The sequence below is a fragment of the Bacteroidia bacterium genome, assembly GCA_033391075.1.
GTDB lineage: Bacteria > Bacteroidota > Bacteroidia > J057 > J057 > JAWPMV01.
The window spans coordinates 5,388,417-5,400,998 of record JAWPMV010000001.1 but is presented as its reverse complement, the minus strand read 5'-3'; the positions used below and the strand labels follow the sequence as shown (position 1 = coordinate 5,400,998).

The 12,582-nt window shown below is 40.9% G+C and carries 10 protein-coding genes; 9 read left to right on the top strand and 1 reads right to left on the bottom strand.

Features of this window, described 5'->3' with window-relative positions:
• Window positions 1-5 precede the first annotated feature (5 nt).
• The 9 genes from R8P61_21510 (at window position 6) to R8P61_21470 (ending at window position 11,578) form a co-directional block, all read left to right on the top strand.
• Window positions 6-1,070: an NAD-dependent epimerase/dehydratase family protein gene (locus R8P61_21510; GenBank protein ID MDW3649662.1), complete on the top strand. Its 1,065-nt coding sequence runs from the start codon at window positions 6-8 to the stop codon at window positions 1,068-1,070.
• Between the two features lie 275 nt (window positions 1,071-1,345).
• Entirely contained in the window at window positions 1,346-2,788 is a 1,443-nt protein-coding gene (locus tag R8P61_21505; GenBank protein ID MDW3649661.1) for a lipopolysaccharide biosynthesis protein, read from the top strand.
• 34 nt (window positions 2,789-2,822) lie between these two features.
• Window positions 2,823-4,364, top strand: a complete 1,542-nt coding sequence (locus R8P61_21500; GenBank protein MDW3649660.1) for an O-antigen ligase family protein — start codon at window positions 2,823-2,825, stop codon at window positions 4,362-4,364.
• Window positions 4,330-5,115: a glycosyltransferase family 2 protein gene (locus R8P61_21495; GenBank protein ID MDW3649659.1), complete on the top strand. Its 786-nt coding sequence runs from the start codon at window positions 4,330-4,332 to the stop codon at window positions 5,113-5,115. The genes R8P61_21500 and R8P61_21495 overlap by 35 nt, the downstream gene beginning before the upstream one ends.
• 5 nt (window positions 5,116-5,120) lie before the next feature.
• A complete protein-coding gene (locus tag R8P61_21490) occupies window positions 5,121-6,431 on the top strand; it encodes a hypothetical protein (protein MDW3649658.1) in 1,311 nt (436 codons plus the stop codon).
• A gap of 7 nt (window positions 6,432-6,438) precedes the next feature.
• On the top strand, window positions 6,439-7,434 hold the full coding sequence (locus R8P61_21485; protein ID MDW3649657.1) for a hypothetical protein: 996 nt from the start codon (window positions 6,439-6,441) through the stop codon (window positions 7,432-7,434).
• Complete coding sequence (locus R8P61_21480; GenBank protein ID MDW3649656.1) at window positions 7,431-8,681, top strand: glycosyltransferase family 4 protein; 1,251 nt, start codon at window positions 7,431-7,433, stop codon at window positions 8,679-8,681. Before R8P61_21485 ends, R8P61_21480 begins: the two co-directional genes overlap by 4 nt.
• A gap of 4 nt (window positions 8,682-8,685) precedes the next feature.
• Window positions 8,686-9,867, top strand: coding sequence for a glycosyltransferase (locus tag R8P61_21475; GenBank protein ID MDW3649655.1), 1,182 nt, complete (start codon window positions 8,686-8,688; stop codon window positions 9,865-9,867).
• Window positions 9,830-11,578: a right-handed parallel beta-helix repeat-containing protein gene (locus R8P61_21470; protein MDW3649654.1), complete on the top strand. Its 1,749-nt coding sequence runs from the start codon at window positions 9,830-9,832 to the stop codon at window positions 11,576-11,578. Before R8P61_21475 ends, R8P61_21470 begins: the two co-directional genes overlap by 38 nt.
• Before the next feature lie 43 nt (window positions 11,579-11,621).
• Here R8P61_21470 and R8P61_21465 read toward each other — a convergent pair whose 3' ends face one another.
• The gene (locus tag R8P61_21465) at window positions 11,622-12,578 is read right to left on the bottom strand and encodes a hypothetical protein (protein ID MDW3649653.1); all 957 of its coding nucleotides are present in this window, start codon (window positions 12,576-12,578) and stop codon (window positions 11,622-11,624) included.
• Between the last annotated feature and the right edge of the window lie 4 nt (window positions 12,579-12,582).

Below are 12,582 nucleotides of genomic sequence, written 5' to 3'. Positions count from 1 at the left end.
TTCGGATGAGTAAAAAAATTATTGTAACAGGATCCAGTGGTCTAATAGGAAGTGAAGTTGTTAGCCATTATTGCAAGCTCGGATGGCAAGTGTATGGCATTGATAATAATATGCGTGCTGATTTTTTTGGCACAAATGGAGACACAAGATGGAATCAAAAAAGACTCTCTGATAGTTTCAAAAACTTTGAGCATGTAGAGCTCGATATCAGAGATAGAAAAGGAGTAGTAGATTTTTGGGCAAAGGTAAAACCCTATGCAATCGTTCATACAGCAGCTCAGCCGAGCCATGACCTGGCAGCGAGCAGGCCATATGATGATTTCGATGTGAATGCAGTAGGTACCCTCAATCTGCTGGAAGCCACTCGCCAACAAGCACCAGAGGCTATCTTTGTTCACTTATCAACTAATAAAGTATATGGAGATGCTCCCAATAATCTGAATTTGGTAGAGTTGGAAACGCGTTGGGATTATGGAGACGAAGAATATTACAATGGAATCAAAGAAAGCTTTAGTATAGACCAGTCCAAACACTCCATCTTTGGAGCTTCCAAGGTTGCTGCAGATGTGATGGTGCAGGAATACGGTCGATATTTTGACATTCCTACTGCCTGTCTGCGTGGAGGATGTCTGACGGGTCCAAATCATTCTGGAGTGGAGCTACATGGATTCCTGAGCTATTTGATCAGATGTAATCTGGAAGAACGCCAGTACACCATCTTCGGTTATAAAGGAAAACAGGTTCGAGACAATATTCATTCTTATGATGTGATGAGTTTCGTTCAGGCTTTTATAGATTCGCCCAGAGTAGCTGAGGTGTATAATATTGGAGGTGGGAGAGATAATTCTATTTCGATCTTGGAGGCTTTTAAACTGATTGAAAGCATCTCTGGAAAAGAGATGAAATATGTATATGATGAGACCAATAGAAAAGGTGATCATATGTGCTACATTTCTGATTTGAGTAAAATGAAAGCGCATTATCCCTCCTGGGACATTACCAAAGATCTAAAGACGACCTTTCAGGAAATTCATGATTCCTGGGTAGATCGTGTAGAGAAAGTATCCTGATAGGTAAAGAAAAGAGGTCTGCTTGCTTAGAAGAGCTTGAAAGGGCAGATCTCTTTTCCCACTTAGGGCCCTCATTTCGCTGATACGCATCAGATTTATTGAGTTGAAGCTCTAAATGGCAATTTTTCCCGCTCACAGCTTTAATTTCCCTGTTCACTTATCGCGTTCTTTCCAGGCTCTTAGCAATTCAATTGACATCAGAGCTGTTTTCCCATTTGGAGAAGGCGATTTCTTCTCCCTGCTTGCTTTAAGCAATCAATAATACAAAAACACGGGTGAGTTTATTTGAGAAGTCTTTTAAAGGAATCATTTGGTCTTTCATAGATAATTTTGGCTTACGAATAGTCACCATTGGTACCTTTTTCTTCCTTGCAAAAATATTAGGGCCGGAAGCTTTCGGCCTGGTAGCTATCGCTACGGTCTTTTTGAGCTTCTCGACTGTCTTTGTTGAATTCGGAGTAATCACGGCCATTGTTCAAAAGCCTGATCTTACAGAAGAAAACCTGAGTTCTACTTTGTGGGGCAATCTGGCCATGGGGGTATTGTTTTTTATCCTGACTTTTTTGTTTGCTCCCCTGATCGCCTGGTTTTTTGAAGAACCAGAACTAAGTCCGATTCTGCGGGTTGCCGGTTTGGTCTTCATTACTGACTCTTTATCAAAAGTTCAGGAAGGGATTTTGCAGAAGGAATTTTTGTTTAAAGCCCTGGCCAAAAGAAGATTGATTGCCAGTTTAGCTTCTGCAGCAGTTGGTATCGGAATGGCACTCCTGGATTATGGAGTTTGGTCTCTGGTATTTCAGCGCCTGGTTTTTGGCTTTGTTCAAACCCTGGTTATCTGGATGGAAAGTCCCTGGAAGCCTAAATGGTATTTCTCCTGGACAGCTTTCTGGGAAATATTTTCCTTTGGCTATAAAATGATGTTTACCAACATTGTCTATTTCCTCAACAGGCATATGGATGATTTGCTGGTAGGTTATTTTATGGGGCCGGTAATTTTGGGCTACTATGCCATCGCTTACAAAGTATTCAGCACCCTCACAGATCTCATTACCAACACCATATATAAAGTGATACTTCCCCTTTATTCTAAATTACAGGATGATAAGGATAAGTTGATCTCTGTATTCTATCAATCAACAGAATATACTTCATATGCTTCCTTTGCTGTTTTTGCAGGCGTAATAGCTCTGGCTCCTTTTGTTGTGCCCCTCTTCTTTGGAGATACCTGGGTACCGAGTATTGAAGCCATGCAAATCCTGGCCGTAGTGGGTATGCTATTTACCATTACCCATTTTGTTGAAGGGATCTATCTGAGTACTGGAAATCCGAATTTGAGCTTAAAGTTCAACTCCCTCTTATCTTTGTTCTATATAGGACTATTTTTCCTGGCAATAGAGTATGGAATAGAAGGAATTGCTCTTTCGCGCGTTATAGGAGTATTAATTGTTCTGCCATTTATGTTGGCAGCCATGAATAAACTGGTTCCATTTGAACTGAAAAAATTTCTCTCCAGTATCCTAAAGCCTGCTTTGGCGGTTCTCGGAGCTGGTGGCTTGTTTTATCTCATTCAGATTACGATCAATCTTGAGATCCTCTGGAGTGTGTCAATCGGCATTATTTTGGGAGGAATCCTTTATGCAGGATTAATTTATTTTCTTAACCCCGCAGTCTTGCAAGTAGTAAACAGACTCGGAGGATTTTTTCGTCCAAAAGCCTAAGTAGTAAATTGAACCCATTCAAACCAGATCAATTATGAGGTTATTTAGAACATCAAATAAAACCGTTGAGCCCTCTGAGCTAGATCTGAAATATTATATCTGGTCTTTTCTGATCATGGTGAAAACCGTGCAGGTTTGCTTGTCACCTGGATCTCGCGCACTGGATTATTTACTCATGGGGGCTTTCTGCTTCTTTATTTTAAGCAATCTGTACAACCTGAAAGAGCAAATCTTTATGTTTCTGATGGCCTATTTAACGGACATTACGAATTGGTTTGCAGGATTTAAATTGGCCGGAGATTCAGGAGCGCGTATCCTCTTCCTGGATATATTTATGGGCTGGATCTTTCTAAACATTATTTTCCAGTTCATCCAGGCTAAAAAACCAAGAAGATTCTACCTGAGTCCCTTTTTTATTTTTCTCACAGTATTCTGGTGCTCTAACTTCATGATGGGAATTCTCTTGAGAAATGGAAGCTCGGTGATTGGTGAGGCGCGTTTTTATTTAACTTCCATTTTCTTGTTTGGACTGGTTACTCTCTTGCATGAAGACTTTAATTTACATCTGCGCAAGTTCCTCAAAATCGTATGCCTGGCTTCTTTTAATATAGCCTTCTGTGTTTTGATGCTCGTTACCTTTAGGGTGAGTTTGGAAACAGATGGTCTGGTAACAGATGTCTCCCGATATAATCCGGGTAATGACCTCGCAGGACTACTTGTTTTGGGCTTATTGATTGCCATCATAGATCTTCAGAATAAAACAGATTTTCATTTCTTCAAATTAAGAAAGGACTTATTGGTCCTCATCTATCTGGGTATACTATTTCTGGCAGGAGTAAGAACCATGCTGATTGTTACGGTACTGATCCTGGGATACTTTTTCATTTTATCCGGAAAATTAGGCTTTGTCAAAAAATTTCTGGCAGCGATAGCTATTGTGCTGGCGGGCATGATATTTATTCAACTCGATAGTGCACAGCGACTCGTCGCGACACAGACCAAATATGTGAAGATTATTGAAGCCACTACCAGTGGTGATCCTACGGCAAACACGGCCGGTTGGAGATTGAAAATGTGGGAGGTGTTCTTAAATCGACTGACGGAGGATAAAAAACGGATGTTAGTCGGTAGACCCTTTGGGGATGAGCAGATCGATATACGTGAATTAAACTGGTATTGGGGGACGAAAAAAGTCAGTCATGTCGATAACTCTATGGCTCACAATGATTTCATTTCTATGTCCATGACCAATGGATTGGTTTTTGTAATCGTTCTGATGATCGCATGTAGCTTATATATATTGAGAGCTTTGGTCTATGCGAAAAAAGAAAGACCCTATAAATATGAAACCTTAATACTGGGATGGATGCTGCTTATGCAATGCATCATGTCCTTTTTTAATGCCAGTCTCAACCACTACGGTTTTACGATTATCCTTTGGATATATCTGGGCTTGCTGGCAGCACAATTCAATTTAAATAAAGAAACTAAATCTATAGAAGATGATAAAAAGGGAAGGAAAAAGTCCAAAAATATCCATCGTGACCCCGTCTTACAATCAGGGCGAGTTCATTGAGGAAGCGATAAAAAGCATCCTCAATCAGGGATATGAGAACTTTGAACACATTATTGTCGACAATTGCTCCAACGATCAGACTCCTGAAATAATCAAGAAATATCCACATGTAGTACTCATCTGTGAACCGGATGAAGGGCAAAGCGATGCCTTAAATAAAGGCTTTAGCAAGGCTACAGGAGATATTATTGGTTGGTTAAATGCAGATGATTTTTACCTGAAAGACACCTTCAAAAAGGTGGTAAGCCTATTCTCCAAAGACGAAAAGCTTGATGGAGTGTATTCCAATGTTCACTTTATCGACAAACATGGAAATCTGACGACTGATCTGATTACGCATCGTGCCGTTAAATGGCTTTCGCTTTTCCATTGTTATATCCCTTCCACTACTTTTTTCTTCAATCGTGCTATCCTGGACAATGGGTTGAGGATTGATAAGGAAATCCATATCTGTATGGATAAAGATTTCTTTGCCAATATTTTGCATAAGGGATATAAAATCACCTACATAAATGACTTTTTTGCTTCATTCCGCTGGCATGAATCCAATAAATCACTGGATACACCAGAGGTAAAGAGAATTCGATTCAGAGAGGGACTTTCGATCTTCAATAGATATTCCAACTTCAGATTGGGGAATGGGAATTTTTCTATTTCCCTGTATAAAAATCTACTGGGAGGATTGAAGGTGGTAAGAAAGATCCTCAAGATGCAAAACCATAAATATACCTTTGAGCAGCTGACCAATTAAAAACCATGGAGGCCCGAAGCCGGATAATTGTTGCACTTGTTGAGTTTTTTGAAAGAGCTCGATTAAAATATGTGATCGTAGGAGCCAATGCGAGCCGAATACCCTATGAGGTGGAAAATGATGTCGATTTTATAGTCGATCCTACTTCTTTTGTACGAATCATCCCCTTGATGCAGGCTTTCTGCAAGGATGAAAATCTACATATGGTGCAGGTTATTCCCTATGAACCTTTGGCAAAGGCTTTCTTTCTTCAAAAAAGTCACGAAGGTAAAATGGTTTCTGTGCAATTTGATTTTGCCAGTGCCTATAGCCAGGGTCGGCATATGTTGCTTTCCGGGAAACAATTGCTGGATGGGAGGAGACTGATCACAGGATCGGATGGGAAGCTGAAATTCTGGGTACCATCAGTGGCGAATGAATTTCTCTATTATCTGCTCAAAAAAGTGGTTAAGAAAGAAATGAATGAAGAGCAGTTTGAGTATCTAAAGGATAAATTTGCCGAATCTCCGGATGCCTCTTCGCTAGTTCTGGAAAGATTCTTTAATAAATCAAATCAGGGCTTTATCTGCCTGGCAATGGAAGGGAAGAAGGAACTGATTGGGGTGCAAAAAGTATTGGGTGGTTTAAAGGAAGATCTGCTGGATCATTTGAACTTTAATCCCGGCCTCATGTTTAAGTTTTACCTGAATAGATTGGGGAGAATATTCCGGCCTACGGGTTTGAGTATCGCATTTCTGGGTGCAGATGGTTCTGGAAAATCTACCATTATCAAAAAACTCCAGGATGATTCTCCTGCCTTTCGCAAGAATACCTATTTCCATTTAAGTCCAAAGCTTATATATAAAGGAGGCCCTGCAGAACAGGCATCCAATCCGCATGGAAAGAGTAAACGCTCCTTCCTATTTTCAAGCCTGAAAGTATTTTACCTATTGATTGAGTATTCTCTGGGTTGGATCATGAAGGTAAAGCCGCGGTTGATTCGGACGCATTTGGTGATATTTGATCGATACTATCATGATATTCTGATAGACCCAATTCGGTATCGATATGGAGGAGGTAAATTCCTGGCAAATTTGATCGGAAAACTAATTCCCAAACCGGACATGTTTATCCTCCTGGATGCGCCTGCAGAAGTCTTGCAGGCCAGAAAACAGGAAGTGACTTTGCAGGAAAGCAAAAATGCACGGGAAAGATACCTGGAATTTATGCGGAGTTGTGATCGTGGGGTTGTGGTCAACTCTGATCAGGACCTTCCCAAAGTTGAGCTTCAGGTTCGGGAATCGATTATGCAGGTGATGGAAAGAAAATCTTATTGATATAGTTGTGGATTTGCTTAGCAGCAACAAATATATTTCCCTGCCGCCTTTTTCTCAGCCCAAGGTTCTCCTGGCTGTTGATAATCCGCGTATGGCTCTCAATAGCCTGAAATTATACCGGGTATATTCTGCTAAAGCTATATTCCTCAAAAAACTTATAAAACTCCTTTCCTCCATAGGACTTATCTCCCTTTTTAGTAAAAAATCAGTCCAAAGCGAGTTTGCGGATTTTCTAGAGCAGAACTTCAAAAGTGAAGAAGGACCATTGGTGCTGTCAAAGTATTTGGCGACTGATGGAGATAAAGTAATTTTTCAAATACAGGGAGCGAAAGGAGTTATCGGCTATTTGAAATATGCGCTCAATGAGGCGGGAAGAGAGAAACTTGAGCGAGAATTGGAAGGCATGGAAGTTTTTGCTCAATGTGGCATAAAATCCCTGGAAGTACTTTGGAAAGGGACTTATAAAGGATTTCCTTTTTTTGTTTCAGAAGAGGTCGAAGAGAGTAAAACCGAGCTGCAAAAGCTTGATTTCAATCCTTACCTGAACAAACTGAAAAGAGAGCGGGAATACCCCCTTTCAAGCCATCCAAGAATTGAGCAATTAAGACTATTTTTTCAGGAGAAAAAGCTGGCCCAATACGGAGAGCTATTGGATGATTTGGTGCAAAAAAGTACCCAATCTTATGCCCTGGCTTATGAACACGGGGATTTTTGTCCCTGGAATGTGTTACAGAATGGAGATGAGGTCCGGCTGTTTGATTTAGAATACTTTGAAAAAGACGGAATCGAAAGCTTTGATTTGATTGCTTACCATTTTCGGGTAGCGACCCACTTACAAGGCATGGATGGTACCGAACTTTTTGACTATATAAAAAAAGAGCTCGCTTCTTCTGAAGCAGAAGTCCTTTTTAAACTCTTTCTGCTAAAGGAAGTGATGGAAACCTACACCCTGGGAAGAACCCATATGGTGGATATAGAAGCTTTGCTAAGACAGAAATTTTGAAAATACTCTTATCAGCATATGCTTGCGAACCTAATCGGGGAAGTGAACCCGGGATAGGCTGGAACTGGGCCCTGGAACTTGCCCGTCTTGGGCATGAGGTCCATGTACTGACTCGTGCAAATAATGAAGGAGTGCTGAGTAGCAATCCGGAAGCACAGGAATTGCCCAATCTTCATTTTATCTATTTCGATCATAAGGGCCTTTCCTTTCGTCTAAAGAAAAAGTTGGGCTTCATTGGCGTATACTGGTATTATCGTAACTGGCAAAAAGCAGTTTATCCTTTTATCAAGGCGAAGCTGGATCTAAGTAGCTTTGATGTCGTGCATCACATCACCTTTGGGGTTCATCGAATTCCAAGTCATTTATGGAAACTTCCTTTGCCTTTTGTTTTTGGTCCCCTTGGAGGAGGCGAACATGCTACAGAAGCTCTTACCAAAAGTATTCCTTTCAAAGCGAGAATTGCGGAAAGACTCAGAGATTTCTCCAACTTTCTGGCAAGACAAAATAAAAGCCTGTATCGCTGCTTTGAGCATGCTGAACTCATTTTCAGTAGAACCGAGGATACCCGTCAGGAAGTGCCTCAGAAATTCAGAGAGAAATGCTTCAATCATGTGGATATAGGCATACATCTCCGAGATCGTTCGCCGGAACCACAGCGTATCGAAGGCAAAGAACATATAAAGCTCCTCTTCGTGGGGCGTATTTTATACTGGAAGGGCATTCATTTGGCTTTGCGAGCCTTTAAGTTGGCTCGGGAACAGTACCCTCATTTATCTTTTAGTCTGATTGGGAGTGGAAAGAATAAAGCAGCCCTCCAATCATATGCAACAGAGCTGGGAGTGGGTTCTGGTGTGGAATGGATAGAAAATATTCCGCAAAATGAAGTCTTTGAAAAATATAAAGACCATGATTTATTTCTCTTCCCAAGCCTTCATGATTCAGGAGGATCGGTTGTTTTGGAAGCGATGTCTTATGGTTTACCGGTCATAGCTCTGGATCTGGGAGGACCAGGCGTGATGGTAGATGAACAAAGTGGTTCCCTGGTAAAAGTCGAAGGGAAAAGTGTGGACAAGATTGTAGAAGATTTGGCTCAGGAAATCCTGGATTTGATCCAAAATCCAGAGATCTATGCAGCGAAATCTGAACAAACCTGCGAAAGGATCACTTCTTACACCTGGGAAAATCAGGTGAGAACCCTTTATGAAAAGCTGAGAACTGTTTTACCGAAACCACAAGAAGTATCATAAAATCATGAGGATTTTATTGATCCATAATTATTATCTGCAAAAAGGAGGGGAAGATACCGTTTTTCGCTCTGAGACAGAATTGCTCAAAAGCCATGGTCATGAGGTGGAACAACTGAGTTTTCACAACAAGGATATAGATTCAGGCTGGGGAAAAATTTCGATGTTCTGGAAAGGGCTTTATAATAGGAAGACTTATCGGCAGGTCCGGGAAAAAATTCAGACATTTAAACCAGATGTAATTCACATACACAATTTATTCTACCTGGCTTCGCCATCGGTTTTATATGCTGCTCGGAAAATGAAGGTGCCCGTTGTTATGACGTTACACAATTATCGGCTCATCTGTCCGAGTGTTTATCTCTACCATAAGGGAAGAATTTACGAAGACAACATCCATAAAACATTCCCGGTCAAAGCCATTTTTCAGAAAGTTTGGAATAATAATCTTGGCTTAACGGCTCTGATCACCCTGATTACTTCTTTCCACAAATACCTCAACACCTGGAGCAATCTCATAGATGGCTACATTGTGTTTACGGAATTTGCAAAAAGCAAATTTGTTGGCTCTTCCATCAAAGTGCCGGATCACAAATTTTATATAAAACCGAATTTCACGGAAGACAATGGTTGCAATCTGGAAAATAGAGAGGATTTTTATCTTTTTATAGGTCGCTTGTCAGAGGAGAAAGGAATTGAGGTTTTGCTGGAAGCTGCAAATAAAGGAGAATTTCGTTTGGAAATTCTGGGAGATGGACCTCTAAAGGATGCGGTAGAAGCCACTGTAGATAAGAATGAGCGGGTTTCCTATCCCGGCTTTCTTCCGAAAGAAGAAATTGTCCAGAAATTGAAATCCTGTAGAGCATTGATTTTTCCTTCTATTTGGTATGAAGGAATGCCCATGGTTATTCTGGAGGCCCTGGCTACCGGAACTCCCATCATTGTTTCCGATTTGGGTAATCCCGGTCGAATGATCGAAGACAGAAAAAGTGGGTTGCACTTTGAACCTAATAATGCTGAAAGCTTGCTTGACAAAATTGCCAGGCTTGATGCCTCAGTCGAATTGCAGAACGAACTCGTCAAAGGGGCCCGCGAAATCTACGAAAAGAAATATACCCCTGAGGAAAACTATGAAACCTTACTCTCCGTCTATGAATCTATCCTACAGAAAAGTCAACAAATGGCCTGAGGGACTGTGGTCAAAGCGACAAGAATTGAAGCATTTCATTTTTTTGTCAAGTCTTATATCCTGGCTTCTGCTATCTGCCGCTACCTGTTCACCACAGGCTGATATCTCTTGTGGCGAAATACCTCTGAAAGCAGGTCCGCATCCCCAAAATTTGATAGAAAGCATAGCTGATGCCAGTTATCAGACTTTTTATGTCGATCCCTCAGGCAATGATGCGGAAGATGGAAGTCAAAGTAAACCCTTTAGAAGCTTGAAAAGAGCATTGAAGGAGGCTGGTGAAGGGATCCGGATCTTATTGGCAGAGGGAAGCTATTATGAAGGCTCTCTGATGCTTTACAGGGGAGGTTCTGCGGACAGACCTCTGATTATACAGGGCAAAGGTTATAATAAGACTCAGATTAAGGGTTCGGCGAAAGTGGACAATTGGGAAAAGATTGGGGAGCAGGTATGGCAAAGAAATAATTGGATTGTCAATAGCCAGCAAGTCTTTGTAAATGGAGAGGCTTTGCAGCAGATTGGGAGCCTTTCTCCCTGGAACAGACGCAAGTTATGGGATAATAAGCAGACTTTGCCTCCCGTAGGAGAGGGGATAGAGGACATGGGACTTCATTCCTTTTATTATGACAGCCTGGAACAGCGACTTTTGATCATGACGGATGTTGATCCGAATCAGGCCTTGGTTGAGGCGAGTACCGATGATTTTGTGCTGGATGGGCAAAAAATAGACAACGTACACCTATTGGATTTGGGACTGTTGCATACCAATGGAACGTATAGAGGTATTCGTTCCAATGTTTTGCGGATAGGAGGAAATGCCTGGTTGCTGGATCAGGTAGATATTGCCTATGGAGATTTTAGTGGGATAAAATTTGGAGGGACCAAACATCGGATTCAGAATAGCTTGATTCGTAAAAATGGAGCTTTGGGATTGGATGGTAATAACGGCCCTTTCCGGGACGATGCTACCTATATGGATATCGTAATCAAACATTGCAAAATAGAGGCTAATAACTACCGTAAATTTGATCCATTCTGGCATGCAGGAGGAATCAAGGTAATTCCCGCCATTCGAGGCTTGAAGATTATAGAAAATATAGTTTGTGAGAACTACGGGCAGGGTATATGGTTTGATCACGATTTAGGAGAAAATGATATCGAAGGAAATTGGGTGATCAACAATCGCGTAGGAATCATGTATGAAATTGCTCCTCCTATTGATAAAGAAATCCTGGAGTACGGGGTTCGCATCCGAAATAATTACGTAATCAACTGCCAACAGCAAGGCATTTACATAGCCGGTTCCTGCAATACCCTCGTAGAAAATAATACAGTTCTGCATGCATGGGTGGGCATTGTATTGCACGGAATGCCCAGGAAAAATCATAGCCTGGAAGAAAATATCGTTAGGAAAAACCTCATTGGATATTCGGATAAGTCGGACATGATTCTTTATACCGGTGAAGGCTCTTCTGAAAATAGTATAGATGAGAATTTCTATCTGGATTTATCTGATCAGGGGAGACTAAGCTTTAGTTGTACGAAAGAAAAGGCCTATACATCAGGATTTTCTGATTTGGAAGAAGTACGGGAGGGCAGCGGCTTTGAACTTAAGGGAAAAGTCGGCCCAATTAAGTGGGGGTATCCTGAAAAGCTGGATCTCGAGATTCCGGAAAATCATCCGGCCTATGGATATGGAGTAATTAAAAAATAAGACGATATTTCAGGCCTTTTTTCAGGCTGTATTCTTAATCAGATCAATTCTTTACCCGAGTGATAATCTCACCATTATCCAGTTTTGAGACCAATTGTTTGGTGAAATAACTGGGGCCATCAAGATTAAGGTGGATTTCATCGCAAAACATGGAATCAGGATACGGATTGTCAGTATAAAAATCTTCATAAGTATGACCGTATTTTTCGACAATGTCTTTGACCAATTTCTGATGGGCCTTTTGAAAATCCTGGCATTCCTTTGTTTTGCAATTGTCTTTTTTCATAGGCGTTTGGACATAGACTAGCTTGATGTTTCTCTCCTGCATAGTCTCACAAATCTTTTCCAGGTAAGTGTATTGATTTGTATCAATTTTGGCAATCAACTCTTTGTTCCATCTTTTTAGGTTGAGGTTTTGTTTGGAAACGGTAAGTGATACACCTCCATTTTCATCCAGGAAGTATTGCTTCTGGGTATTCTTTACGCTTTCACGCCGAAATTCATCTACATTTTTCTTCCTCCTTAGAATATTAAAGAGGTCTAGATGCTTTAAGTAGAAAAAGGGCTTGGCATAATCGTCCAGAAAGAGGTTCAAATCAGATTTGCTACACAACTGAACTACTGCTTGCTGAAAATCTTCGTAGCAAGAGGGTAAAATCACCGTCTTTGGCTCAAATCTTTCGGTGAAGACGTCCAGGATCAGGTAATTGTTTTCCATATTCAGGTTCCAGGAAGAAAAATTATAAAAACTCAACTCATCGGAAAGATAGGAGCTGAAGGTTTCTGAATGGAAGTTATTCAACGCAATAGAAGAGCCATGAACCATGACATCAACTTTTTGTATGTCATTATCTAAGATATGGTGGAGCTTGGTATCAAAACTCAGGCTATTGGTTAGAATAGGTTGATAAGAGTTAATACTCAGCAATGTAACAAGCATGACTGGTAGGAAAGATACCAGTCCCAAAAACAATCCTAATTTTGTTACATACTTTTTCATTTCT

Bases quoted from the DNA above. Each gene is read 5' to 3' on its own strand.
- R8P61_21510 (MDW3649662.1), top strand. From the start codon at position 6: ATGAGTAAAAAAATTATTGTAACAGGATCCAGTGGTCTAATAGGAAGT.
- R8P61_21500 (MDW3649660.1), top strand. From the start codon at position 2,823: ATGAGGTTATTTAGAACATCAAATAAAACCGTTGAGCCCTCTGAGCTA.
- R8P61_21490 (MDW3649658.1), top strand. From the start codon at position 5,121: ATGGAGGCCCGAAGCCGGATAATTGTTGCACTTGTTGAGTTTTTTGAA.
- R8P61_21475 (MDW3649655.1), top strand. From the start codon at position 8,686: ATGAGGATTTTATTGATCCATAATTATTATCTGCAAAAAGGAGGGGAA.
- R8P61_21470 (MDW3649654.1), top strand. From the start codon at position 9,830: ATGAATCTATCCTACAGAAAAGTCAACAAATGGCCTGAGGGACTGTGG.
- R8P61_21465 (MDW3649653.1), bottom strand. From the start codon at position 12,578: ATGAAAAAGTATGTAACAAAATTAGGATTGTTTTTGGGACTGGTATCT.